Source organism: Chlamydia trachomatis A/HAR-13, assembly GCF_000012125.1.
Taxonomy (GTDB): domain Bacteria; phylum Chlamydiota; class Chlamydiia; order Chlamydiales; family Chlamydiaceae; genus Chlamydia; species Chlamydia trachomatis.
This window is the reverse complement of the sequence record NC_007429.1, coordinates 610,323-636,107: the sequence shown is the minus strand read 5'-3', so window position 1 is coordinate 636,107 and position 25,785 is coordinate 610,323. Positions and strand designations below refer to the sequence as shown.

The window sequence follows — 25,785 nt, the reverse complement described above, 5'->3', positions numbered from 1 at the left end:
TCGAGGTTTTCCTGACCCTCGATCGCTCTCGTTTTTAACATAGCCATCGGAGAAAAAATCTACAATGCTATTTGGTGCTTCTTTTTTTTGTATATATGGGAGTGTAATAGCAGTGAGAAGATCTCCCTGATTTATTGCACAAGAATACTGATACAGTGTTCTAAGCGCTCTCGAAAATACTCATTATGGGGACTATCTATCGAACTCTGCAATGCTTTTTCGAAAATATAGCCTCTTCCGACATCAAGTCTGCGAATAAAATACCAAAGGAAAGAGCTATCTTCTTTTGCTAGAGCGCGAGCTAAGAAGCGCAAACCTTGAACATGGATGAAATGACGTAAAGCTTGATCTTCCTCCCAAGAGGCTAAAAAGGCCATAGGTTCCAGATGTTTCATAGGATGTGTTTTACAATAATTTAGAAACATCCGTTCCGTTTCGGATAACACACGCTGCACGCGATCAATGACTACACGATCGACTACGTTTCGCATTTCTTGAGCTAAGGTATAAAGCCCTAGACAATTGATCAAGGCCATTTTGGTAGGGCCTACATAGTACAGCATAGCATTGAAAGGAGAAGCGGGGAGAAAAATCTCTTCTGTAATGCCTGGAGGACGTACTTTCTTACTGAGTAAGTCAAGTAGGTAGAAAGCTCCAAAGTCTAAGCAGCGTTTTGTAGCAGGGGTAACTCCAGAATCTAAAAGAGGGAGTAGTTCTTGCGTTAGAGGGAGAGGTAACCAAGCTAATAATTGCGATTGCACAACGGGAGGGAATTCTTTCATAGCAACACTAATCCAGGAAGGATGAATGGTTGCTAACCAACGCATATTGAAAGATAAGGACTGCAGAGGAATATCCTGATGATGCGGAGAATCTAGTAGAAGATGTTCCGGCAGAAACTGAGCTAAATCATCAGCTTTTGCCTGCTTCATCAGGATATTAAGAATCCCAAAGGTATTCGCTGTCACTTAAGCGTCCTCGTTATTCTCTTCTTGTTTTTCTGCGTTTTCTTTAGAGGGTTGTTCCGAAGCGGTTTGCGCTTCTGCACCTTCTGCTGCTCCAGGAGTTTCTTTTGGAGCTGGCTTATTCTGAGTGAAAGAGAGCTGTGAGTAAGGAGCAGGATCAAAGAATCCTTTTGTTCCACCCAGAGCAGAAATCAGTGTGTGTGTTTTCCAAATGACCCAGAGTAGCCCACAGGAAAGAATGAAGAGAAGGAGAATTAAGAAATAGAAAACAAGGCGGAATTTAGTAAGGGAATGCTTAGCTAGAATGATCCCCCATACAGAAACATAATTCATTTCATCGGAGAGTCCCCAAGGGCCATTAATAGTAATGTCACTATAAGAAGCTCGGTCACTGACTACGGAAACGTTCTCGGGACATAGTCCTGGGACAGCACTCGCAACTAAACGTTTAATCTTAGACACCATAATACTGTTAGGGTTGTCTAATACCCCTCTGTGTTTGATATATACAGAGGCTGTTAGCGGCCGTTGATCTTCTTCTTCAGGAGAAAAGGAAATCTGTACGCTCGCATCGACGATACCGTCCATCTTTCTAATGGTCGTAGCCATTTGTTCTGAAAGACCTTCTTGGTAGCGGATTTTTTCTTGCATTTCAGAAGGGACCAGCCCTTGTTTAGCGAATAGATCAAGAAGGCTGGTTCCTTTCATTCTTGGAAGCCCAGCTTGGTTCAGAATAGCTAGAGCCTCTGTAATTTGTGCTGCAGGAACCGAAATATCCCAGAGTTGTTCTCCAGATCCTCCTGTTGAGGACGCTGCTTGGGGAACTTTCTGTGCAGCGACCCCTTTACTGACTAGAAGCACTACGATTTCATTAGCATCACGTCCTGACAAGCCGTGTGTAATCATGGAACGACTATCGCAAGCCGAGCAGAAGAAAAGAGCCAAAATAAAAAATAAGGATCGAGAAAGAGTATAACGAAACATAACCCACGCACACCTTTTCACTCACCATAGCAAATGGGGAGATTAGTGCCAATCGGGAACATTTTTTCTGCAGAGAATGCTTCAAAATGAACAGGTTATGTGGCTAATCTTTATTCGGAAGTAGCGAAGAGGTTGAGGTTTCCCGCTGGCGCATGGCTTCAAAAACAGAATCCGCATTAAAGCTAGAACGAACGAATGGGCCAGCATAAATAAAGAGTCCTAACGACTCTCCTACCGAGCGATAATAATCGAAAGTCTCGGGAGACACATAGCTTTTCACAGGAATATGTCTGCGTGAAGGACGAAGATACTGGCCTATAGTTACGATCTTAACGCCATGATCAGCAAGATCTTTTAAGGTTTGCTTGACCTCGCTTTCTTGCTCTCCTAATCCTACCATGATACCTGATTTAGTCATCAGGTTAGGGAGGTATTTGGCTGCATTCTCCAACATCATAAGCGATCTTCGGTAGGTAGCTTTATGACGGACAAATGGAGTGAGTCGTTCTACTGTTTCTACATTATGATTATAGATAGCAATGTGCGCATCCAGTAAGTGATGTAAGGCAGCAATGTTACCTTCAAAATCAGAGGCTAGGACTTCAATAGTTGCTGTTGGTAATTCTGTGTGCAACGTTTCAATAATGTGGACAAGAGCGCTGGCTCCTCCATCCTCTAAATCATCACGGGAAACCATAGTGATGACAATGTGCTTGAGTCCCAAAGCTTTTGCGGACTCAGCAATTTTAGCTCCTTCTTCAGGATCTGGGGGTAAGGGATTTCTAGTGAAGTCAATATCACAAAAGCCGCAGCGACGTGTACAGGCATCACCTAAAGCTAGATAGGTAGCTGTATGTCTAGACCAACAATGGGTGCGATTCGGACAAGAGGCTTCCTCACAGACTGTAGGAAGCCCTTTATTTTTGATAGTATTATCAGTTTGAGCAAATACCCGCCCTAAAGGGAGTTTCTGGCGTAGCCACTTAGGGAATCTGGCGGGTATAGATTTTTTAGGAGTAGGAGATTCTGAATCGGTCATTTTTTAGCAGGGGGCATATGTAATGGGGTATCAACAGCTAACAACGCACTTTCAGCCCAAACTTCTGCTAAGGTTGGATGTGCGTGGATAGTTTCGTAAATACAAGGAAGAGTCAGTTCATTACGAACTGCTAGGGTAATTTCGGAAATCAGTGATGAGGCATGAGGGCCAATCACATAAGCTCCTAGGATCTGCTGAGTAGTCTCATGGCTGATAATGGCTGCAAATCCATCGGCCTCGCCCATTGCGACCGCTTTTCCAATAGCTCGAAATGGGAATTTTGTTACTTTGACGGGGATTTTTTGTTGTTGAGCTGCTGTTGGGGAGAGGCCTACTGAAGCGACTTCAGGGAAGGTAAAGATCACAGAAGGGACGGCAGAGTAATCGATTTCCTCTTTATGGCCAGCTATATTCCGTGCTGCAATGATTCCTTGATGAGAAGCTACATGGGCAAGTTGCCATTTTCCTGTGATATCTCCAATAGCATAAATGTTAGGTACGTTTGTGCGCATTGTGGCATCGGTAGGGATGACTCCGCGTTCATCACAAATAACACCAGCTTTATCCAAGCCAATATTTTCTGTATTCAAACGGCGTCCTATAGATACGAGAACGTAATCGTATTCTTCGACATTCCCATTGATAGTTAACCGAACGCGATCTCCTATATCCTCAATATTTGATACAGAGGCTTCTAGTACGAAACGGAGTCCTTGTCGGGTGAATTTATCGAACATGGTTTTTGAAATATCTGGATTATTCAAAGCAAGGATTTGAGAGCTTGCTTCGATCACAGAAACTTCGGAGCCTAACGTATGGAATAAGGAAGCGAATTCGCAACCGATCACACCACCGCCAATAATGGCCATTTTTTGAGGGATTTCTTTGAGGTTTAGCACGCCTGTTGAGCATAAAATCCGAGGAGATTCTGCGGAAAAAGGAATCCCGGGGAAAGCTCGTGGTTCAGAGCCGGTGGCTAGGATAATGGAGTGCGCTTTGATTACAGAAGGGTTTTCTCCTAAGATTTTTACTTCTGTTGAAGAGATCAAAGAGCCTCTTCCAGAGAAGACAGTGATCTTATTGCTGCGAATGAGACCATTAAGTCCATCGCGGATGCTACGGACTACGGAATCCTTCCTTTGTACCATAGCGGGATAGTTGATGCTGAATCCTTCTACATGAATCCCAAACTGGTCAGCATGGCGTATTTGGGTAACGACTTCAGCTCCTGCTAAGAGGGCTTTAGAAGGAATACACCCTCGGTTTAAACAGGTTCCGCCAGCCTCTCGCTTTTCGATTAGCGCAGTTTTGAGTCCTGCTTGAGCGGCAGTGATTGCTGCAACATAGCCCCCTGGCCCCGCTCCGATAACTACACAGTCGAAAGCCTCATTCATAACATTTCCTCTTCAATGAGTGTTTAGGATTGCAACGATCCATATGAGATGATTATCTGAAGGAAGAGGATTCTCCTTCCAAGCCTTTCTAGGAAAGGAAAAGAGAGGTCCTTCAGACAAATACATTTCCCGGATTGTACATCTGGGTGGATAAAATCTCAATGAGGAGAAGTGGTAGCAGGAGAGAAAAAATAGGAACGTAAGAGTGTTATTTCGAATGCTCAGGGAGAGAGCGGTACCCACGATAAGCAAGCAGAATCCCGACTAGTGCATAGATGTATGAGCGATTCTTTGGCCAGGAGAGAACGAGTCCAGAGCCCGTCGAAAACAAGAGAATCATGAGCGAAAAGGTAAGGAAACCGCAACCCAAGAAGAAAGCTGCAGTCGGCCAATATTGTAGCCAGTCCCACTGGGAGGGGGCAGGCTCTTGAACAGGCTCCTCAAACGTATTTTGGCTATTGAGTACAGCTTCCCAATCTTCGGAAGAGACAGCAAAAAGATCGCTGTCTCCATTTTTTTTAGAAGCTTCAGAAGGGAACGTGATGTGGCAAGAAGAGAACCCCTTAGATGTCACGGGAGGATCTTGCAGGAAAGCGCTGCAATAGGGACATTGAGGCATGCAGGCCGATACGTTTCCTTCGCATTTCCAACACGTACGCTGTAGATCTGCTTCTTTTGCGAATGGCATGAGATCACCTCTTTAACAGTCTTTGGGCCTTTTTATGGCTTCCATACTGCCATCTGTATGTCTTCTCGCAACATCCCCTTGTTTGCAAGACGATACCCCTCCCGAATTATAGTTCCTAGGAGGAAAAAATCAAGGTAATACGTAAAAAGAAGAATAAAAGGTCAATCATTTCTTTTTTTACGAATCACCCGAGTCTTCTTGCACCTCTTCAGATAGCATATGTTCGTCTTTGTAAGAGAGGATGGTAATTAAGTCTTCGCGATTCAAAACATGCAAGATGTTGGAATCTTGGGTTGTAGTTACCTGGTTCAGTAAGCGCATTTTTTTCTCTATTAAGTAGTGAATGTGCTCTTCGAGGGTATCTTCCGTTACTAGTTTGTAAATGAAAACGGTATTTTTTTGCCCGATTCTGTGTACACGATCCAAAGCTTGATTTTCTTTAGCCGGGTTCCACCAGCGGTCATACATGATCACTACATTTCCAGCCGTTAGGTTAATCCCTGTTCCTGCAGCAAGTAAGGAACCTATAAAGACACGACAATTGGGATCATTTGAGAAACGGTCTATTTCTTCTTTTCTATTTTGGGATTTCCCTCGTACTAGAGCATATTCGATAGCATGCTCTTCCAGATACAAAGCAATAATGCGGATCATTTGGATGTACTGAGAGAAGACAACGACTTTGTATCCTGAAGCCAGAGAGTCGTTGAGTAATTTCACAAAAGCAGCCCATTTCCCAGAGGAATGGTTTTTGTATGATTCAGGATCTTTGAAATACACTGCAGGGTGATTGCAGATCTGTTTCAGTTGGTTAAGCAAGGCAAATACATGCAAGTAGTTAACAGAAGCCGGATCCTCCTCTTTTTCGAGTTGTTGGATTTGGCATTTTTCTTTTTTCAAAGTCGAAGAATACAGTTGAGATTGTTCTGGTGAGAGTCGACAAGGAATCAGCGATTCTACTTTTTCAGGCAGCTCTGGTAGAACGAGTTTTTTTGTTCTTCTTAGAATAAATGGCCGAGTAAGCTTAAGTAGTAAGTCTTTAGAAGAAATAATATCTTCATCTGTTTCGGATGCATTTTTATGTGTGAACAATCGTTTGAAGAGGGCATCCGAAGGGAGATAATTTGGTAAAATAATATCCAAAAGTCCTTTGAATTCTATCAAGTTATTCTCTACAGGCGTTCCTGTGAGGCCTAGCTTCATTTGCGCATCTAAACGACAAAGAATTTTATGGATTTGGCTCGATTTATTTTTAGCTGTATGAATTTCATCAAATACCGCAACTGTAAACGATACCTTATAAAATAAAGCGTAGTTTTGTCTTAAAGTCCCGTACGAAGTGATGAGTATATCGCAATCAGGGAGAGTTTTAGGTTTGTGAGGACCATGGAAGGAAAAAAGAGAAGCTTGAGGTAAGTGCGAAGCTAATACATGTTCCCAATGCGGCAACACACTTGTTGGACAAACAACCAAAAATTTAGGATTTTTTGCAGTTTGCGCCACAATATCTAGTAAAGCTGTGGCTTGGTGTGTTTTCCCTAATCCCATTTCATCGCACAGCAGTCCAGATAACCGATGGTTATACAAAAACCACAGCCATAATAAGCCGCTATTTTGATAGGGACGGAGTTTGTGATCCGTGGAAAATAAGTTTACAGGAATAGGAGGCAGACATGCGGATTTCAACTGGGAGAAATACGCCAAATCTTCTTCCGAAGCTTGAATATTAGGGTCTGTTATCATAGGTGCCAGAGCATCTAATTTGAAGATGTCTGTCACCATGGTGATGAGGGTATTTTCTTGAATATCATAGCGTTGAGACGATAAGAATTGTTTCAGGAAAACAAATAAACAGTTATCGAGATTCAAAAATCCTGCTTTGCTGAATAAGAAGTCTTTTTTCCCTTTCAAAGCTTGTAATACTGTCCCTAAAGGAATAGATCCAATATTGGTTTTAATTTCTATTTTTAGATGAAGAGGTGAAGACGGATGGGGTCTGTGAATAGCCAGGATATTCAGCTCAACACGCTCCGGAAGAGCTAATTGAGGATCAGAGAACACCATGCGATCATCTTTTGAAAATTGTAATAAAAATTCAGCGACTTGATCGGCAGGAATCTCTGTAGGAATTTGACAGAGCATTTGTAAGGCTGCAGGGAGCAAACTAAAGCCTACATTTTCGCGATATAAAAATTGACCAAACAAGCGACAAGATTCGTGTTCCAATCCTTCAAAGATAGGCTGTAAATAGATTCCAGATCCTTTTTTCTCTTTATGCACTTCAAAGCGAATGGATTTGAGAGGTGGTTGTGCAGCAAAGAAGTTGGGGATAGATTTAAGAGCTACTTCATGTGTAAGAATAAAATCCGCGACTTGTGGAGCTTCTATCGTCAATCCATCTTGAAGAGCTAAGTCTAATCGGCTGTTTAAAAAGAATCCTTGTCGAGAATAATACGTCCATTTACCAAAACGGAGTTCTATATCCGCAGCGTTCCCAGTATCATAATGGAATAGAAGAACTCCTTGTTCAGTAACGTTATAAGACAGAGAGCCTACCGGGGATTGGTTAGAAAACGTTTCGAATCCAGGTTCTTTGATAAAAGGCCCATACTCATCCAAGAAATTTTCGATATGGTCGGAGCGTATGGTGAACGAAGATTCTGGGGATAATAATCCAGATACAGCTAATAGACCCTTATTAGGAATGTAGCAGAATCCTGGATAGATAATATGCCCCTCGGACAGATCTCCTGGTGTTTCTAGATATGCGGAAAATGAGAGAGAGGCGTCTCTTAAGAAGTGAATAGCATAGTGAATAGGGCGTTCTTCAGTTTCATAACAGAGTTGGGAGAGTAAATGTTCTCTAAAAGAACGGTCTAGAGCGGGGATAATATGTATGGGGAGGGAGAGTGTTTTAGGAATAGAGGTGCATTTTTTTGCTTCGGCGAAATACTTAATAGGGCCCAGAACCGTCTCTTGATATTCTTTAATGGACTTAGGGAGAGGCGGATATTCTTTTGTAAAATAGATCCTAGCTTGTTCAGGGACCACGTGGACGTTATGAAGAAGATAAGGCTCTCCACTATATAAAGAGGTTTGTGAGAATTCCAGTAATGGGAACAATGCTTTTAGGGTATCAACATCTAGCACTTCAATAGATAGAGCTATTCCTTCCCACTGCAAGGAGAATAAAGAAGGGAATCCTTGAGGGTTTTCTTGGATAACTAAAGAGGCTCCTTTTTGAGAGAACATGAATAGTTCTCGTGCGATTCGGTATAATGCGGATTGGGAGAATGTTTCTTTAGATATTGTTTGAGGTTCTGGAGAGGCGTGCACAATAGGCAGCCAATAAGTTAAGGCTTCTGCAGAAAGGCATTGGAGAGAGACTGAAAGTTGTTGGGATTGTATGGTATAGACTTTGTCTCCCGGGGCGTGTAGAGGAGCCTTACTTAGGAATAATTGATAAAATAACCCCCACCAAAAAGAGGATTTAAATTTCACATGAAGAAGCGCTCCTTCTGTTGGGTCGTAAGCTGCTAAGGTAGCGGTAAGGAGGTGCTCGCAGCAGTCTCCATCTGGGCAGCTACAAGCTGCAAACGACAAACGCTCCTCATCGTTGAATGATAGAGTGCTGATCCATTCTCCATCCGGAGAGTCTTCATCAGGAATCGTGATTTTGTAAGTGTTTTTAGAAAAAGAAACGGCTATGGAGTCTCGATTATCTTGTAAGAAACGGGTAGCCTGATGACGAAACATGGATAAGGAATTTAGAATCATAAGAATCAATCTCTGTTACGTTCCCATGCTTGCGCATGACCTAGGCAGAAAGGAACGAGTGTTTAGGAGTAGATAGGTGTCTTCTAAAGGCGTTTTTTGGGTTGCTTTCCGGGCAAAAGAACATCCCTTACTTATTCAGTAAGGGATGGCTTCAAACAATTGCGACTAAGTCTATTAAACGGACAGCTTATAGAGTATCGTAAGTGCAAAAACAAGATAAAATAAAGTTTTTGCATGGGGGAAATCCCAAAGCTTCTTCGCAATAACACCGCAAGTTAATGCTATGAGTGCAGGATAGCTCATTTCCAAAATGGGGATGAGAATCTTGCTAATATTCTCAAAACTAAGAATCGATACTAGGTATGTAGGAACCAAAGTAACGATTAAAGCATTGGAGTAACTCATTTTTTGAGAAGAAACGACTCTCGCGATAAAATCCGCGAAAATCCCTGTTGCTGCAATTGCAGTGGTTAGGCAAGCAAGAAAGACGCTCAGCCCTGTTAAAAAGCTATTGGGGCCAACTACAAGAGCCGAAATTCTTCCTAGAATTTGCCCTCTTTGAACATCTATCAGAGCTCCCGCATGACGGGCAGCACAGAAGGCAAAGCCTAGATATACAAGGCTAAGTAGCGCGGCTGCTAAAAGAAAACTCATAGCAAGTTTGTATTTCTCAGTCTTCCCAATATGGTGAAACTCTAAAGGTTTTTCTTCAGAAGACTCATGCTTCTGCTGCACCATAAGTTGCTGAATTGATACAAGGACTATGGAGCAGAAGAAGAAGGCTCCTAATAAATCCATAGTGTTAAAACCTTCCGAAAGTCCTGTAACAAAGGCTTGTTGCTTCGAAAAGGTTACGCTTTCTGAGGGAAGTGCATGAGCAGGCAGTAGGAGTCCTTTGATAATCAGCCAGGCTAAAGTTCCTAACATGACAGGGGAAAAAACGGACCCCAGCCATTGAATCAGCTTGCTGAGCTTGCAAACGAAGAGGTAAACAAGTACGCAAAAGAAGACACTAAACCAAGGTAGGGAAGGAAGTAATGTAGGATGTTTGTCTCCCAACGAGGCTAGCGTATCGTAAGACACAGCAATAGTTCTAGGAATTCCCCCGAAAGGGCCAATAATGCATAGAATTGCAACCATCAACACCATACCAGGCATTCTTCCAATAGAAGCAAAGAATGAACGGTAATTTCCAGAGTACAGCATCATCGCAAACAGACCTAATAAAGGCGTAAGTACGGCTGTCAGAATCATACCCAAACAAGCGTAAGAAGTATGATAATAGAAGTGGTGTCCTAAGGCTAAGGGGAATACCACATTGCCTGCTCCAAAGAACATAGCAAAGATCGATCCTCCAATAGACCAAATGGAAAGTCCTTTATGAGAATGTGATTGTGTTTTCTTATGCATGATAAAAAATGATAATTTTTACTTATAAGAGGGCATATCATCCTTCCCAAGTCACAGAAGTTCTTTGGAAAGAATAAAGGATGAATTAGAAGAAACGTCCGTTAGCCCTCGTCCTATAGTACCTGCACTGATGGTTTAAGATCAAGATTCTAGAGCGAGCGAGATCGGATAAAATGCGACGAGAAAAAAGCATCCCCTTGTCGGGAAACTAGCGGAATTTTCACTTCTTTCACGCATTTCCATCCTTGGGAAGCCATCCAAGAGGTATGTTTTTCATTCTCTTCTTTCATAAGCGAACAGGTGATGTATACCAAGCGTCCGCATGGAGCGACATAAGCTAAGGCTTCTTTTAAAATCCTTTCTTGAGCAATCGAATTGTTATGGAGGAGTTGTTTGGAGAAGAGAAGCTTTTTTTCTGGATGTCGGCGGAAGACGCCACTTCCAGTGCAAGGAGCGTCAACCACGACTAGAGAGAAACTGTGTTTTTTCAAAGGTTGAGATGGAATAGTAAAATTTTTAATTCCTGATCGCGAGAGGCGGTGACGAGCCTCCTCTAAGGCTTGCGGACGGCTATCATGTAAGGTCACGTGGCGAGCGCGTTGTGCAAAGATCAAGCTTTTCCCTCCAGCCCCAGCACAGAAATCTAAAACAGTATCGGAATCTTTAATTAGAATGGCATTTGTGATGATTTGAGAGGATTCATCTTGAATTTCAAAGAGCCCTCTGCGGAATGCTCGTGTGTGTTGCAGAGGATAGCGTTTTTCAAAACGCAATGAAGAAGGAGCCGCGCCTCTTTGACAAGGGAAAGGCAGAACCTTTTGGAGTTTATCTACAGAGATTCGTCGAGTATTTACACGAATGGAGCAAGGAGCTTCTTCTAAAAATATTTTGGCTAGACGGATAGCTTCTTCCTCGCCGTAATCCGTTGTTAAGCACTCTGCTAGATCGTCCGATATGGAGTAGCGAACAGGCCAAGGCAGGTGTTGAAATTGCTCAATATTTTCGGTGACTCCCTCTTCCACCTTTTCAACTAATGTTTGTGCAGAGATTTCTTTTCCCTCTGCTAAGACCAAAGCTTCTAACAAACGGCGGTGACGTAAGATGGTAAAAATACGAGTATTGATCCATTGACGGTCCTTCGAGCCAAGAGAGGGATGCTCTTTAAAGTACGCAGCTACACGGTTGCTTTCTCCTATTGGGGAAGAGAATAAACTATCGAGCAAAATGTAGAGATGATGGAAGCGAAAAGGAATCATAGGTCTCCTGGTTTGGGAGCGAGTATATCGGTAAGTTCAGAAACCTGTTGCTCGGATAATAGGAAATGAATTCTTTTTTCTATTATTTGCGAAAGGATTTCTTCATAACGGCGAGAACCTACTTCTTGATTGGCAAACTGCTCGAATTGCATGAGAATAAGGAGAAGATTTTGTAAATCATTCCATATTTCGGGACGTTTGAGAGCATGACTTACATGTTTTAAGAAATGGTAGTAGCGCTCTTTTTTATTATGAGAGGTTTCTGGAAGGAAACGTTTGAATAGTTGCCGCAATGAGAGCTTTTTCGTAACAGATGGGTGTGCGGAGATGGGCGCAGCAGAGAAGAGCCCGGTTGGGGTAAGACTAAAGAGCAGGCACAAGTGAACAAAAGATTTTATGAACATAGGAGTCCTTTTACGCAATCTGAACAAAAGCTCTTGAGAAAGAACGGGACAGGAAAAAAGACTTTCTCTAACAACCAGGAAATCTTAGAAAAAAGCGGAAAAAAAGTCCGCTAAAGATTTCTTAGATAGAGAGTTAAGAGAAAAAAGGGTTAGAAAAAGTTTTTGTCGCACGAGGTTGCTTTTTCCTACGATAGATCCAAACAAAGAGTAGGATAAGAACGTAAGTTCTATAAGTGGTAAGCATACGAAGACTCATTAAAAGAATTCGTTGCTTTAAAGTAGGGAGGATATCGCTCTCTGCTAGGAATGGGATAGAATGTTGATTCTCTCCAGTAGGGGTGGATAAAATCCAATGGCCTAGAAGATCTCCTTTCCGAATGGGGAAAGAGATCTTATTGGGTTCTAGGGAAAGGGTTAAGAGGGGATCTCCTTCGGAAGGATAAAAGTCGTAATAAATGCCTTGTGCTACCGGAGCTGTCACAGTGCCAAATCGAGTTGGTACAGGATAGTGACTTGCGGGAGGGATTAAAAAGCATCGTAATAGCTGTTCATTAAATAGATCTTCGCACAGAGCTATAGCATCTTGGTATAGTTGAGCAGCAGGGCCAAAATATCCTGCTGCTACAACAATAATTGAGCGATTGTTCTTTTCTGCAGCGAAAATGATATTTTTCCCTGCACTTTTTGTAGTTCCTGTTTTCCCTCCTAAACAAGGTGGATAAAAGTAAGTCGAAGAGGAAGAAAGAAGTTTGTTCGTGGAAGACAGAACTCTTTCTGGACTTAAGTTGGTGGCCTCCATGGTATAGGACGCTGTGCGAATGACTTGGCGGAAAAGAGGCTCTTTTAAAGCTTCTTTCATGATGAGTGATAGATCTCTAGCTGTCGTGTAGTGATCAGGATGATGGAGTCCATGAGGAGAATTAAAATGAGTATTTTGGCAACCGAGTTCCCTCAAAAACTCATTAAGTTGGCGCATGAAAGCAGAGACGCTTTGGCAGCAGGCATCTGCTAAAACATTGGCAGCATCATTTGCAGAGCTAATAAGTAGAGCGTGAAAAAGGTCCCATCCAGACACCTCTTCCTTCACTTTTAGTTGAATAGTCATACCATCAGTTTCTAGCCAATGGGGAGGGCTTCGGTATCCGGATTGTTGTTTAGCCTGAGGAGTGATAGAAGTCAGTGGCTCTCTGCGAGTAGTGATGAAACGAGTTAACACATCAGGATACTGCCTTAAAATGAGTAAAGCGGTTGCAATCTTGGTCATGCTTGCAGGGAAAATCTTGTGATCCAGATTTTTTTCTTTCAGAATTGCTCCGGAATCTGCATGAACGACTGCGGCTACGATTCCTTTTGTAAGAACAGTATGGGGATCTGCGTACAAAGGAAACGAGAGAAAAAAGGGAGCCAAGCAGATAAAGAACCGACACAACAAGAAAAAAGTACGCATGGAACCTGCTGATGGTCTGCTTTCTAAGAATTTCGACTTATGAATATCAAAAAAGCTCTTGACGGTGCCTTCAATAACAAATTACCCTTGAGAAAGGAGAAACGGCAGTGAGTTTAGATTTTTTAGAGGATTTTTTCCGTCGCTCAATTACCAATCACAACACAGCTTTTCCAGAAGGCTTTCTGGATATATCTGATGTCTTAGCTCGTTCGGCTTTAGATTTTAAGGCTGAGGAACTTGCTGACAGTGCTGTTAATGACTTCATCGTATCAGAATCTTCAGATAAACTCACTTTATTTAACACAAATTTTGCTGTGTGGTTGGTACCTACATTAGTTGATGGTGAGGCAATTACTCGCGGCTACATCGCTTTAAACCAGGGTGAAGAGTTCTCTCCTGAATTAGCTTTTGAAGCATCAGGAAAGTATAATAATTCGAGTTTAATCTTAGAGGCGTTGCGAAGATATTTGTGTGATATCCAGGATACAGAAAAAGAATTACGGGCATTACGCCCGCCTTCAATAGATGGATAGATTAGACTATGAGTTGTGAGGTTTTGTGTATAGAGTGAGAGTGACAACATTTGTGTCGTTAACTCTCTCATAATCAAAAACATCCACCGAGTATTTTGCTAGAAATATCCCTAGTCCACCAATTCTTCTTTGCTCAATAGGTAGATCCAGGCGCATGATGTCTGGCGAAGCGGTTATGGGATTAAAGGCTGGGCCATGATCTGTGATCCGAACTAAAAGAGCATCTGGAGTTTCTGTGCAAAGAATACGGATCCATTCTGTGGAAGGAAGCCCTTTATAGGCATGGGTGATAATATTTAAGAGAAGTTCTTCACAAGCAAGCTCTAGCTTCGATAGTTTTTTCTGAGTACAGTTACAGTGGACGCCTGCTCGTTTGACAAAATCGAGCATAGGATAAAGATCTTGTAATGTTGCTGGGAAAACTTGCTCTCCTTCAGAAAAGGTCATAGTATACCTGTTGTACAATAGTCTCTGCTAATTGCGAATACAATATACGAGAAGCGCTTTTTATTGCTTCATTATGCATTTCAAATTGTCCGAGAGCTAGCTGATGAGCATTCGCGGTTCCGAGGTCAGGTTGAAAATCAAAAGTAACCGATTTTCTCAGACATTTCTCCACTAATATTTCTTGTGTGCGGTTTTTGATTAGTTGGACTTTTGCTGATAACGCTAAGCGCCCTTCATTAGAGACAATGAAGTGTTTTACAGGTTTTTCATCAGGTTTTTGGGGAGTGTATGTGAATCCAATATTTTCATCAGTCTCATTGAAAAGAGAGACTTTGAGTACATAACCAGAAGAGGTTCCTTGAGATCGTGTGTGGAGTCCTCGCTTTTCTAATTCGTAAGAAAGAGAGGATACGAGATCTCCTAATGAATCTCCTTCGATAGGGCAGACATAGATGCCTTCGGAAAGCGAGAATTTCTTTTCTACATAGTGGGGGGAGAGCACTGTATAGCCGCAGGCTGATAGTAGTAACGAGAAGAAAACGAGGCTATTCAACCAAAACATTTTCAGCATGCAAGAAGTTTCCCTTTGGTTCGCTTAACTCATTTGTTTAGAGAGCCGTTCTAATCGTTTATTGCATTTAGCGACATAGGAGGTATCAGGGAAGTTTTCTAGAGCTATTGAGTAATAAATTTTTGCAGAAGAGGCTTTTCGCTTTTTCTCATAAAAGCGTCCGGTTGAATATAAGCAAGAAGCGTAAGCTTCGCACATGTGATGAATATAGTTCTCTACTTCTGTATTGCTAGGATGATTAGGGTGTTGTTTACGTAAAGCTGCTGCATTCATCCGAGCATCTTGAAGATACTGTTCATTATAGGGCTCTTGCAAAGCTTGTAAGCAATGGATTTTTGCAATAAGGGTAAAAGACTCTGGAGAAAGAGAGTGTGAAGGAAACTGAAGAGAAACTTTTTTTAGAGTTTTGATCGCTTCCGAATATTCTTTTCGGGCGAACAAAAGAGCACCTTTTGCGTAGAGAGCAGAAGCTTTGAGGTCTGCGTCGGAAGGTGCTGTCACAATTTCTTCAAAAATACGCAGAGCATCTGTATCTGCTTTCAACAACTTAGGGAACCCTTCCAAAGGAAGGATATTTTTACGCTTTCCGTTAGCGAAACTTTGTGCGATAGAATACTTAATGGCGAATAATTGTTCAGAATATTCTGTATCGGCGAGCTCTTGATATTGAGTTAGCGCTTTATCCGCTAAGTCAGGATGGCCCATTTCAAGATAGCAGAGCCCTACAAGAAACTGTGCTTTAGGATGAAGAGCATGTTCTGGGAAATGATGTGTTATCATTCCAAAACAAAGAAGAGCTTGCTTAAATTTTTTAGCCTGAAAGTATTTATCTCCTATCTCGAAATAGAGTTCTGGGGAATGTTTAGGAGTGTACCGGTTTGGGGCGATAGCGCCTCGGAAAGGTTCAAAAGAGGGCACTCGTGCATAACATCCGCAGGGCAACACAAGAAACAAGCAAAGCGCTCTTAAAATGACTTTCATAGCTAGACGCAGGGACAATAATAACAAAGCGTCATCATAAAAAAGAAAAAGAGAATTTGTCAAATCTCTTATAGCTTTTGTTTAGCAAAAACAAAAAAATTTATTTGGCATCGCTGTTTTTATTTATTAAAATAAATAAAAAGGTTGGGTTATGAAGAAAGTTGTTTTTATTGCGGCTATTTTTAGTTCTATTGTGTTTTGGGATAAGATCCCTTATTCACATAGAATCAAACAATTTGCTATGGATTACGGAATCGAACTCGTTGAAAAAAGTTCTCAATTAGTTCGTAAGATTTCAGGTAATGAGCGCTTATGCGTATTTGAAAGACGTGTATCGGAAGAACAGGTCTTAGCCATGTTTGCCAAAGACAAAGCGTCTGCAGAATTGTTATTTGTTCCTCATGTCCTTATGCGTGTACGTTTTTCGGGGGAAGAAGATAAACGTGCTGGAAGTCACGAAGGAGCTATGCTTTGGAGTTTGTCTAATGGAGAGATGGTGTTGAATACTGGATCTTGGACATACTCTAAAGGATTTAGAGAATGCCTCATGTTAAAAGCAGGGAAACAAGATGTGCAGCTTATGCAGGTTTTAGCTGGTATGGGAGGATCTGCATCGAGAGAAGTTCTTTCACAAGCATTGTCTATGCGTAATGTTCGTGCCGATCGTGTGATTCGTGCATGTCAGAAGAAGAAATTAATATTTACCCATGATAATTTGATTTACAGTCATTTCCAGCAGCCTCAGCCAATTAAGGGATGCATGACTGTATTCAATTCATCTCCTGTTTGGTTAGCAAAACCGAAAGGATCTACGGTATGTTCCGTGGTATATCCAGAGGATCGTATTCAAAATCTTGTGGAAATGATTTTTGGCGATAATTTCTTTATTTTGAGTTCTGAACAGATTCACGTTCCGGTATATAAGGTTTCTATTGCAGCTTCGGATAGTAGTGTTCGTGTTGAGTATATTAATGCTATTACAGGGAAACCTTTCGATTTCGCTCCTACATACTGCAAATAGCACAGACCTCTTTTTTTCTTTTTCCTTCCGCGCATAGCTTTTTTCATAGATCTCTCTTGAAATGAAGGTGGAGTAGCTCCGCCTTCGTTTGCTAGAGAGCCTCAAAATTTTTTAGTCGGGTATAGGATTTAGGAGACCATTGTCTGGATCGCCACGACAAAGTGCGGTAAAGGCAAGAGACTTATGTAGAGATCTTACCAAAGAGAGGAGCATCTCACTTTTAAATAGTTATACTGTAGTGGCTAGAACGCGAGCAGGGATATTGGTTGCTTCAATTTCTTGAAGAAGAGAAGAGATATCATCTGTTACGAAAAAATCTGCATCTGGAGAGATAGAGGCGAACCGCTGATTATCTTTTGTGAATACAAGAGAGAGTGCTTGAGATCCAGAATATTTGCGTATCAGCCCTTTGAGAATAAATAAGTGGCTATGGCGTAATTTATTTAAATCTAAAGAGATGGTTACGGGAGAGATCTCTCTAGTTTCTACTTTCTTTATCATTGCTGAGGACTGGGCTCCGGTTGATTTTTTCGTTGAAGAGTATACTTTCTGACTTTTCAGTCGATCATAGACTTCGTTGCATTCCGCAATTACTGAATCATTAACGGTAGATAAGTCTCGCATCCACCGACAAGATAGACGCAAGGAATCACTACGTCGATCTATAGCCAAAATGGCATAAATAAGACGATCTTCTTCCAATAGATCATGGTATTCGGCGTACATATCGGCCCAGATTGGAAGTTCATATGAATCGACTTCATCGCTGACTTGTAAAAGTGCAAATTTTTTCTGCTCTGCAGAGGAAATTTTAGTAGTGACTTTATCGATTAGAAAGACTGTACGAATAATGGTTCCATGAGGGAGTCCTTCAAAATCTCGAGCTGGGACTACAGATAAGAAAGGGAGCATGTGTTCAACAGCATCCATAGGATGGGCAGTCAAATATACTCCAAGTAATTCTTTTTCTCTTTTCAACAACTCCTTAGGAGAGCGTTGGATAACATTTTCAGGAGAGACAGTAATTTTAACAGGATCTCTAGCCATGCTATCTAGTGAAAAAAAGGTTAGGACTCCTGTAGCAGCTTCTTTTTTTTCTCTAGAGAACGTGTCGTAAAGGTCATTAAGGATAGCCAGCGCAAGATCTTTATTAGGTTCGAAGCAGTCAAAGGTTCCTGCATCCACCAAATTTTCAAGCTGTTTCTTAGTGACTTTTTTAAAATCTGCGCGTTGAACGAAATCCTGCAGACTTTTATAGGGGCCGTTTTTTTCTCTCTCTTCAACAATACTATCCACAATGCTCATTCCAACGCCTTTGACAGCTCCTAGAGAAAAGCGAATCCCTTCCTGAGTGGCTTCAAAATCTTGTCCAGACTCATTAATATCAGGAGGCAGAACGAGAATGTTCATACTGTGAGCTTCTTGAATTAGCTTCCCGACTTTCTCAATATCGTCATAATCGCAAGTGAGAAGGGCGGCAAGCCATTCTTTGGGGTAGTTGGCTTTAAGATATGCTGTTGTGTAGGTTATAAGACCGTAAGCTGCGGCATGGGACTTATTAAATCCATAGGAAGCAAACTTTTCCATCTTATCGAAGATAGTCGTTGCTATGGAAGGGTCGATGCCATTCGCTGCGGCTCTTGAACAAAATTTCTCTCGTTCCTTGACCATCTGTTCATGGTCTTTTTTCCCCATAGCGCGGCGTAAAACATCCCCTTCTCCCAAAGAGTATTTTGCTAATGAACCGGCAATCTGCATGACTTGTTCTTGGTAAACCATAATTCCAAAAGTTTCTTTTAGAATAGGTTCCATGAGAGGATGGTCGTATTCAATATTCTCTTTACCATGCTTCCTATTGATAAATGATGGGATCATATCCATAGGGCCAGGGCGATAGAGGGCTCCGATCGCTATAATTTCTTCAAACGCATCTGGGCGTAAGTTTTTAGCAAGGTCTTGCATGCCACGAGATTCCATTTGGAAGATCCCCATGGTTTTACCTTGATGAAGAAGAGAGAAAGTATTCTGGTCATCTAGAGGAATCGTGGCAGCCCGGAGTAGAATGCCTGTTTTTTTATAGATCGCCTGTGTGGCGATGTGAATGCCGGTTAGGGTTTTTAGACCCAAAAAATCCACTTTAAGCATGCCAACGCTTTCTACTGGCTTCATTGAGTACTGAGTAGAAATCATGGATGAGTCTTTAGGGACACAAATCGGGATATGGTTAGTGAGAGGATCTCCACAGATAATCACTCCCGCAGCATGCACTCCAGTATTGCGGATAGATCCCTCTAGTTTTTTAGCCATATCAATAACTTCTGCAGCTTCAGCGTCATCTACATATAGTTGCCTTAATTCTGGATCAGCCTCTAATGCCGAAGTAATGGTAGCATTAAGATCGGGAATATGTTTCGCGATGAAGTTCACTTTAGCTAAGGGGGTATCTAAAGTTCTACCCACATCCTTAATAGCCATTTTGGCTTTCATGGTGCCAAATGTAATAATTTGGGCTACATTATCTTTACCATGACGTTCTATAGCATAGTTAATAACGCGCTCTCTGCCAATCATACAGATATCGATATCGATATCGGGATACGATATCCGTTCCGGGTTGATGAAACGTTCGAAGAAAAGGTCGAAGCGAATCGGTTCTATTTCAGTAATCCCCAGAAGGAAAAGCATGACAGAGCCCGCTCCAGAGCCTCGACCGGGGCCAACAGGAATCCCATGATCTTTTGCCCAGTTAATAATATCCCAGACAATGAGCAAGTAATCGCACATCCCTTTGGAGATAATAATAGAGGATTCCAATTTGAGACGTTCTTTAACCAGCGTAAGAGGGTCTTCCCCAGGGAATTTCTTTGCAATGTGTCCTAGAAGCTCGGGTGTATATTTGCTGGTTAATCCTTGCTCGCAAAGTTCTTCTAAGAAGGCTGAGGATGCTTTGTAGCGCTCCTCTTCTGTGTAGGATCCTTTTTTTTGTAAAGCTTCTGGGACGTAGATAGGATAGTGTTTGGTTTCAAAATCAAGCTCTAGGTGGCAGCGCTCGGCAACGATACACGTATTGGTAATAGTCTCTGGATGTGCTGCAAATAGCTCTGCCATCCCTTGAGGGGATTTAAAATAAAATTCCCTACTAGGATAGGTTTTGCGTTTAGGATTGGGAATGTAAGTATTTTGTTTAGCTGTCCGAATAGGCTCTCTAGACTGAACATTGAGTAAAATTTCATGAGCGAGCCAATCGTCCGGATTCAAATAGTGAATATCATTTGTAGCAACTGAAGGAATACCAAGGCGTTTAGAAGTAGCTAAAACAGCTTCATTTACTTTGAGTTGTTTCTCAATGAATTGATAGTAGTTTTGTTTTAACCAAGCTTCTTCAAATAGAGCAACTTTTTCTTCTGAGGATTTGTGGAGTTGTACTTCACTGAAAAAGTCTTCTTGAAACAGATCTTGATACCATAAAAGATCTTTTTCTAAATCTTCTTCAGATTCCAATGCAGCTTGAGCAACCGATCCGGATAAACAGGCTGATAAGCAGATAAGTCCTTTGGAGTGTTGGCTCAAAAGATCTCTATCTATGCGAGGCACATAGTAAAAACCTTCTGTGTAAGCAAGAGAGGAGAGTAAACAAAGGTTGCGATACCCTTCTTCATCTTTACAAAGAAGGATGAGATGGTTGGCAACTCGGCTTTTTCGTTCTTTTTTTTTATCGAAACGAGAAGAGGGTGCGACGTATAGCTCACACCCGATGATAGGTTTAATCGCGTTTTGTTTACAGGTCTTATAAAATTCGACCGCGCCAAACAAATTCCCGTGATCGGTAAGAGCGAGCGCGGGAATTTGATATTCCACTGCTTTGGCAACAAACTTCTTGATTGAGCATGTTGCATCCAAGATGGAATACTGAGAGTGGCAATGTAATGGAATCCAGGTCAAAACAGCTCTTCACTTAGTGACTATGTTTTCTCAAACTCTGTTCGGATGCATTCCATGTTGGCAAGAAAAGGATCAGCGCAATCAAAGCACAAGCTAAGAGCGCAACAAAGAATCCGTGCCAGCCCCAATCCTGAGCCACCTTCCCTAAAGGATATCCGGCGAAAGCTGCTCCGAAGTAGGCGAACCATCCTGTAAAGCCGCTGGCCGTTCCAGCTGCTTTTTTATGAGACAATTCTGCAGCTGCCAATCCAATCATCATTTGTGGTCCAAAAAGGAAAAAACCAATGATAAATAGGAATGTTCCATCTATCCACCAAACGAAGTAATCACGAGTACCCCATAATCCCAAGATGGAAACTAATAATCCTAGCGAGAAGACTACGTTCATTGGTCCACGTTTTCCTTTGGAAATCGTGTCGGATAGCCAGCCCGCTAATAGCATACCAAATAATCCGCCAATTTCAAACAAAGATACGCAGAGATTTGCTTTTACTGTGGAATAATCTTTTGTTTCGATTAGATAGAGAGCGCTCCAATCATTTACTGCCATGCGAACCACATAAATAAAGAAGGAGGCAAAAGACAGAAACCATAGCCATTTATTAGATAGTACGTAAGTAAACAAGATTTCTTTTGTAGAGAGCTCTCTTTCTGCCTCTTCCTCTAAGATATCTGCAGTTGTTTCTTCATGTGGATGCGCATCCTCTTCTTTTCTAAATTTTTCTATAGCGGGGAGCCCGAGTGATTGCGGAGTGTCTCGCAAACGATCGATTAAGATAAATCCCATGATAATACAAATAATCCCTGGGATAAACATAGCGCCGCGCCACCCCGTGTAGTCAATAGCAACTCCGGTAAGAACAGGGATCAACGCTCCCCCTATATTATGAGAAGTGCTCCAAACGCTCCACCAGGTTCCTCTCTCTGATTTGGAATACCAGTGAGTTAACAATCGTGCGCATGGAGGCCATCCCCATCCTTGGAACCAACCGTTAATTCCCCAGAACAATACAAACAGAGGGATTGTAGAAGAGAGACCAAAGAAGATGTTAGAGATACCAGTAATAATCAATCCAATAGCCATGAAATAGCGAGGATTGGACTGGTCAGACATGACACCGCTTACAAATTTACTAATGCCGTAAGTGATATAGAGAGTACTACCGATAATCCCTAGCTGAGCTTTATCAAACCCGAGATCAGCGATCAAGGTTGGCATGGCAAAAGTAAAGCTTTTCCTTGTAAAGTAGAAGAACACGTACCCCAAGAACATGCTGTAGAAGATACGCATTCTCCAGTACTTGTACTGCTTTTTAACCAACTCCGGGTCACTGATTTCTTTAATGTGGCAAGGAGGCTGAAAAATTTTGGTCCATAGATTCATAGGTGTTAGCTCGATTCAAGTGTGTTTGCTCTAGAAGCTTAAGAAAAATACAAATGCATACTGAGACGAAAGTATCAGCTTCTAAGACCTCGTTTTTTGCTATCAGTCTAGGCTAGACCAGCCCGGGCATCATATTGGACAATTGTAGTAATGTCGTCAATACTCCTTTCATTTAGCTTAATAGCTTTTAGAAGACAATACGTTTGCTGTGTAAAGAGAGGGAGTAGGGGTGAGGATGCGGCGTATTGTGGATGGATAAGCGGAGAGTAAGGTGTGTCAAATAAAAGAAATAATAGAGAGAAAAGGAGCAGGTTTTCGAGTAGTCCTGAAAACTCTTTTGGTGTAACATGGTGGTCTCGTTCTTTGCGCAAAAAAAGAACTTTAAAAAGGTGAGATCACGAAACATTTTTCGTGAGAATAGTCCGGTTATACACAATGAGTAATGCATTGCCAAAAGGCGTTTTTGATATTTTTCCCTATGTAACAAGCCCAAAAAATCTTTGGAGAAATTCTTCTCTATGGAAACGTGTTGAGCATGCAGCCCATCGTATTTGTAATTTATATGGATTTGATGAGATCCGAACTCCAGTTTTTGAAAAGACAGAGACTTTTTTACGCGTCGGAGAGTACAGTGATATTGTAAAAAAGGAAGTTTATACCTTCTTAGATAAAAAAAGACGTTCTTTGACTTTGCGTCCAGAAGGGACTGCAGCAGTTGTTCGTGCATTGTTGGATCATTCTGCTGATATGCGCAAAGATAATAAGTTTTATTATATTTTGCCCATGTTTCGTTACGAGCGGCAACAATCTGGACGTTACCGTCAGCATCATCAGTTCGGTCTAGAAGCTATCGGTGTGCGGCACCCCTTACGAGATGCGGAGGTGCTCTCTCTGTTATGGGATTTTTATGCAGCGGTCGGGCTTCAGCATATGCAAATCCATGTGAATTTTTTAGGAGGGCAAAAGACTCGGGCTCGTTATGACGAAGCTTTGCGGGAGTTCTTCCGTAAGGATCTAGACCGGTTATCGCCTCTGAGTCAAGAAAGATATCATGCGAACTTATTGCGTATATTAGATTCTAAGGAGCCAGAAGACCAGGAATTCATTGAAAAAGCTCCCTCAATTTTGGATTACATAGATGATCGGGATTTAAGCTATTTTGATGCAGTATTAGCCCAATTAAAGGCTTTAGGGATTTCTTTTGCAATCAATCCAAGGCTAGTTCGAGGGTTGGATTATTATACGGATCTTGTATTTGAAGCGGTGACTGTTGTGGGAGAGCACTCCTATGCATTGGGAGGCGGCGGGCGTTATGATGAATTGGTTGCGCAGTCTGGAGGCCCTTCTATGCCAGCTTTTGGTTTTGGAGTGGGATTGGAAAGAGTAATCCAAACGCTATTAGAGCAAGGAAACTCTTTATCGACCTCTACGCGACGGTTGCGATTAATTCCTATGGATGAGCAGGCAGATGCATTTTGTTTTTCATGGGCAAATCGTTTACGTAACCTAGGCATTGCAACAGAAGTAGATTGGAGCCATAAGAAGCCTAAATTGTCTCTTAAAGATGCTGCCGATCAACAAGTCAGTTTTGTTTGTCTCTTAGGCGAACAAGAATTAGCAACGAAACAATTTATAGTTAAAGATATGTCTTTGCATCAAAGCTTCTCAGGGGCTCAACAAGATGTAGAACAAAGGTTGGTTTATGAAGTACAGAACGCATAAATGTAATGAGTTGTCCCTTGATCATGTGGGGGAACATGTTCGTTTGTCTGGGTGGGTGCATCGTTACCGTAACCATGGGGGAGTTGTTTTCATTGATTTGCGAGATTGCTTTGGGATTACTCAGATAGTGTGTCGGCAAGAGGAAAACCCAGAACTTCATCAGCTTATGGATCAAGTCCGTTCAGAGTGGGTGCTTTGTGTGGAAGGACTTGTTTGTGCTCGGCTAGAGGGGATGGAGAACCCGAATTTGGTTACAGGTTCTATTGAGGTAGAGGTTTCTTCCTTGGAAGTGTTGTCTCGGGCACAGAATCTTCCTTTTTCCATTTCTGATGAACACATTAATGTAAACGAAGAACTGCGGTTAACTTATCGCTATTTAGATATGCGCCGTGGCGATATTTTGGACAGATTAATGTGCCGACATAAAGTTATGTTAGCTTGCAGACAGTATTTGGATGAACAAGGTTTTACAGAGGTAGTTACGCCTATCTTAGGAAAATCTACTCCGGAAGGAGCAAGAGACTACTTAGTCCCTTCCCGTATCTATCCAGGGAATTTTTATGCTCTTCCACAGTCTCCACAGTTGTTTAAACAGATTTTGATGGTTGGAGGTTTGGATCGGTATTTCCAAATAGCGACCTGTTTCCGTGATGAAGATTTGCGTGCGGACCGTCAACCTGAGTTTACACAGATCGATATGGAAATGAGCTTTGGTGGGCCAGAGGATCTCTTTCCAGTGGTAGAAGAGCTTGTTGCACGTTTATTTGCTGTGAAAGGGATTGAATTAAAGGCGCCTTTCCTGAGAATGACGTATCAAGAAGCTAAAGACTCCTATGGAACGGACAAACCAGATTTACGTTTCGGCTTGCGCCTCAAAAATTGTTGTGAATATGCACGCAAATTCACATTCTCGATTTTCTTAGATCAATTAGCTTACGGTGGGACAGTTAAAGGATTTTGTGTTCCGGGCGGAGCAGATATGTCTAGAAAGCAGTTAGATATCTATACAGATTTCGTTAAGCGCTATGGAGCTATGGGGTTAGTATGGATTAAAAAACAAGACGGGGGTGTATCGTCTAATGTTGCCAAATTCGCTTCGGAAGACGTATTCCAAGAAATGTTTGAAGCTTTTGAGGCAAAAGACCAAGATATTTTATTGTTAATAGCAGCTCCAGAGGCTGTTGCTAACCAGGCATTAGATCATTTGCGTAGGTTGATTGCGAGAGAGCGTCAACTTTATGATTCAACGCAATATAATTTTGTATGGATCACGGACTTCCCGCTTTTTGCTAAAGAGGAAGGCGAGTTATGTCCAGAGCATCATCCTTTCACAGCTCCATTAGACGAGGATATCTCGCTTTTAGACTCAGATCCTTTTGCTGTTCGTTCATCGAGCTATGATTTGGTGTTAAATGGTTATGAAATTGCTTCTGGTTCTCAGCGTATACATAATCCAGATTTGCAAAATAAAATATTTGCTTTATTAAAGCTGTCGCAAGAAAGTGTAAAAGAGAAGTTCGGGTTTTTTATTGATGCGTTGAGTTTTGGGACTCCTCCACATTTAGGGATTGCTCTGGGATTAGATCGTATTATGATGGTTCTAACAGGAGCGGAAACTATTCGAGAAGTGATTGCGTTCCCTAAAACACAGAAAGCAGGAGATTTGATGATGTCGGCACCTTCAGAAATTTTGCCGATTCAATTAAAAGAACTGGGGTTGAAACTATAATATCGTTTTTGCTCTAGAGGTTGGGAAAACGGGCTTTTTTTTTACAGCATGTGATAAGGGTGGATGTCTTTCACCTAGGAAACGGTTTTCA

At 41.8% G+C, this 25,785-nt stretch carries 18 protein-coding genes and 1 pseudogene; 4 read left to right on the top strand and 15 right to left on the bottom strand.

Features of this window, described 5'->3' with window-relative positions:
* Nucleotides 1-131: 131 nt before the first annotated feature.
* The 10 genes and pseudogenes from CTA_RS03035 to CTA_RS02985 form a co-directional block, all read right to left on the bottom strand.
* Nucleotides 132-968, bottom strand: a complete 837-nt coding sequence (locus CTA_RS03035) for a hypothetical protein (protein WP_009871924.1) — start codon at nt 966-968, stop codon at nt 132-134.
* The gene (cdsJ, locus tag CTA_RS03030; protein WP_010725253.1) at nt 969-1,949 is read right to left on the bottom strand and encodes a SctJ family type III secretion inner membrane ring lipoprotein Cds; all 981 of its coding nucleotides are present in this window, start codon (nt 1,947-1,949) and stop codon (nt 969-971) included.
* A gap of 103 nt (nt 1,950-2,052) precedes the next feature.
* Entirely contained in the window at nt 2,053-2,988 is a 936-nt protein-coding gene (gene lipA, locus CTA_RS03025) for a lipoyl synthase (RefSeq protein ID WP_009871922.1), read from the bottom strand.
* Entirely contained in the window at nt 2,985-4,382 is a 1,398-nt protein-coding gene (lpdA, locus tag CTA_RS03020; protein ID WP_009871921.1) for a dihydrolipoyl dehydrogenase, read from the bottom strand. Before lpdA ends, lipA begins: the two co-directional genes overlap by 4 nt.
* 208 nt (nt 4,383-4,590) lie before the next feature.
* Entirely contained in the window at nt 4,591-5,070 is a 480-nt protein-coding gene (locus tag CTA_RS03015; RefSeq protein WP_009871920.1) for a hypothetical protein, read from the bottom strand.
* Between the two features lie 177 nt (nt 5,071-5,247).
* On the bottom strand, nt 5,248-8,847 hold the full coding sequence (locus CTA_RS03010; protein WP_011324772.1) for a DEAD/DEAH box helicase: 3,600 nt from the start codon (nt 8,845-8,847) through the stop codon (nt 5,248-5,250).
* A gap of 174 nt (nt 8,848-9,021) precedes the next feature.
* On the bottom strand, nt 9,022-10,257 hold the full coding sequence (brnQ, locus tag CTA_RS03005; RefSeq protein ID WP_009871918.1) for a branched-chain amino acid transport system II carrier protein: 1,236 nt from the start codon (nt 10,255-10,257) through the stop codon (nt 9,022-9,024).
* 149 nt (nt 10,258-10,406) lie between these two features.
* Nucleotides 10,407-11,385, bottom strand: a pseudogene (locus CTA_RS03000) (RsmB/NOP family class I SAM-dependent RNA methyltransferase).
* Between the two features lie 124 nt (nt 11,386-11,509).
* The gene (locus tag CTA_RS02995) at nt 11,510-11,917 is read right to left on the bottom strand and encodes a hypothetical protein (protein WP_009873892.1); all 408 of its coding nucleotides are present in this window, start codon (nt 11,915-11,917) and stop codon (nt 11,510-11,512) included.
* Nucleotides 11,918-12,050: 133 nt separating this feature from the next.
* Nucleotides 12,051-13,364, bottom strand: a complete 1,314-nt coding sequence (locus CTA_RS02985) for a D-alanyl-D-alanine carboxypeptidase family protein (RefSeq protein WP_011324770.1) — start codon at nt 13,362-13,364, stop codon at nt 12,051-12,053.
* 107 nt (nt 13,365-13,471) lie between these two features.
* Between CTA_RS02985 and CTA_RS02980 the strand changes: the two genes are divergently transcribed.
* Nucleotides 13,472-13,897 carry a hypothetical protein gene (locus CTA_RS02980; RefSeq protein ID WP_009871914.1) on the top strand — a complete coding sequence of 142 codons (426 nt, stop codon included), beginning with the start codon at nt 13,472-13,474 and terminating at the stop codon, nt 13,895-13,897.
* Nucleotides 13,898-13,903: 6 nt separating this feature from the next.
* On the opposite strand, the gene CTA_RS02975 is transcribed toward CTA_RS02980, so the two are convergent.
* Genes CTA_RS02975 through CTA_RS02965 form a run of 3 tightly spaced genes read right to left on the bottom strand, consistent with a single transcriptional unit; the run spans nt 13,904 to nt 15,896 of the window.
* On the bottom strand, nt 13,904-14,344 hold the full coding sequence (locus CTA_RS02975; protein WP_011324769.1) for an ATP-binding protein: 441 nt from the start codon (nt 14,342-14,344) through the stop codon (nt 13,904-13,906).
* Nucleotides 14,331-14,915, bottom strand: a complete 585-nt coding sequence (locus CTA_RS02970; protein WP_011324768.1) for an LPS assembly lipoprotein LptE — start codon at nt 14,913-14,915, stop codon at nt 14,331-14,333. Before CTA_RS02970 ends, CTA_RS02975 begins: the two co-directional genes overlap by 14 nt.
* 24 nt (nt 14,916-14,939) lie before the next feature.
* The gene (locus CTA_RS02965) at nt 14,940-15,896 is read right to left on the bottom strand and encodes a tetratricopeptide repeat protein (protein ID WP_011324767.1); all 957 of its coding nucleotides are present in this window, start codon (nt 15,894-15,896) and stop codon (nt 14,940-14,942) included.
* A 151-nt stretch (nt 15,897-16,047) separates the two neighbouring features.
* Between CTA_RS02965 and CTA_RS02960 the strand changes: the two genes are divergently transcribed.
* Nucleotides 16,048-16,917, top strand: coding sequence for an outer membrane protein (locus CTA_RS02960; protein ID WP_009872740.1), 870 nt, complete (start codon nt 16,048-16,050; stop codon nt 16,915-16,917).
* Nucleotides 16,918-17,145: 228 nt separating this feature from the next.
* Here the strand turns inward: CTA_RS02960 and dnaE are convergent, their stop codons facing one another.
* Nucleotides 17,146-20,859, bottom strand: a complete 3,714-nt coding sequence (dnaE, locus tag CTA_RS02955) for a DNA polymerase III subunit alpha (protein ID WP_011324766.1) — start codon at nt 20,857-20,859, stop codon at nt 17,146-17,148.
* 13 nt (nt 20,860-20,872) lie between these two features.
* Nucleotides 20,873-22,243 (bottom strand): MFS transporter, encoded by a 1,371-nt coding sequence (gene pgtP, locus CTA_RS02950; RefSeq protein WP_009871908.1) that lies wholly within the window; start codon nt 22,241-22,243, stop codon nt 20,873-20,875.
* Nucleotides 22,244-22,678: 435 nt separating this feature from the next.
* On the opposite strand from pgtP, the gene hisS reads away from it, so the two are divergent.
* Entirely contained in the window at nt 22,679-23,965 is a 1,287-nt protein-coding gene (hisS, locus tag CTA_RS02945; RefSeq protein WP_009871907.1) for a histidine--tRNA ligase, read from the top strand.
* Nucleotides 23,946-25,694, top strand: coding sequence for an aspartate--tRNA ligase (aspS, locus tag CTA_RS02940; protein ID WP_009871906.1), 1,749 nt, complete (start codon nt 23,946-23,948; stop codon nt 25,692-25,694). Before hisS ends, aspS begins: the two co-directional genes overlap by 20 nt.
* Nucleotides 25,695-25,785 lie beyond the last annotated feature (91 nt).

Bases quoted from the DNA above. Each gene is read 5' to 3' on its own strand.
- cdsJ (WP_010725253.1), bottom strand. From the start codon at position 1,949: ATGTTTCGTTATACTCTTTCTCGATCCTTATTTTTTATTTTGGCTCTT.
- lipA (WP_009871922.1), bottom strand. From the start codon at position 2,988: ATGACCGATTCAGAATCTCCTACTCCTAAAAAATCTATACCCGCCAGA.
- lpdA (WP_009871921.1), bottom strand. From the start codon at position 4,382: ATGAATGAGGCTTTCGACTGTGTAGTTATCGGAGCGGGGCCAGGGGGC.
- CTA_RS03015 (WP_009871920.1), bottom strand. From the start codon at position 5,070: ATGCCATTCGCAAAAGAAGCAGATCTACAGCGTACGTGTTGGAAATGC.
- CTA_RS03010 (WP_011324772.1), bottom strand. From the start codon at position 8,847: ATGATTCTAAATTCCTTATCCATGTTTCGTCATCAGGCTACCCGTTTC.
- brnQ (WP_009871918.1), bottom strand. From the start codon at position 10,257: ATGCATAAGAAAACACAATCACATTCTCATAAAGGACTTTCCATTTGG.
- CTA_RS02995 (WP_009873892.1), bottom strand. From the start codon at position 11,917: ATGTTCATAAAATCTTTTGTTCACTTGTGCCTGCTCTTTAGTCTTACC.
- CTA_RS02985 (WP_011324770.1), bottom strand. From the start codon at position 13,364: ATGCGTACTTTTTTCTTGTTGTGTCGGTTCTTTATCTGCTTGGCTCCC.
- CTA_RS02975 (WP_011324769.1), bottom strand. From the start codon at position 14,344: ATGACCTTTTCTGAAGGAGAGCAAGTTTTCCCAGCAACATTACAAGAT.
- CTA_RS02970 (WP_011324768.1), bottom strand. From the start codon at position 14,915: ATGCTGAAAATGTTTTGGTTGAATAGCCTCGTTTTCTTCTCGTTACTA.
- CTA_RS02965 (WP_011324767.1), bottom strand. From the start codon at position 15,896: ATGAAAGTCATTTTAAGAGCGCTTTGCTTGTTTCTTGTGTTGCCCTGC.
- CTA_RS02960 (WP_009872740.1), top strand. From the start codon at position 16,048: ATGAAGAAAGTTGTTTTTATTGCGGCTATTTTTAGTTCTATTGTGTTT.
- pgtP (WP_009871908.1), bottom strand. From the start codon at position 22,243: ATGAATCTATGGACCAAAATTTTTCAGCCTCCTTGCCACATTAAAGAA.
- hisS (WP_009871907.1), top strand. From the start codon at position 22,679: ATGAGTAATGCATTGCCAAAAGGCGTTTTTGATATTTTTCCCTATGTA.
- aspS (WP_009871906.1), top strand. From the start codon at position 23,946: ATGAAGTACAGAACGCATAAATGTAATGAGTTGTCCCTTGATCATGTG.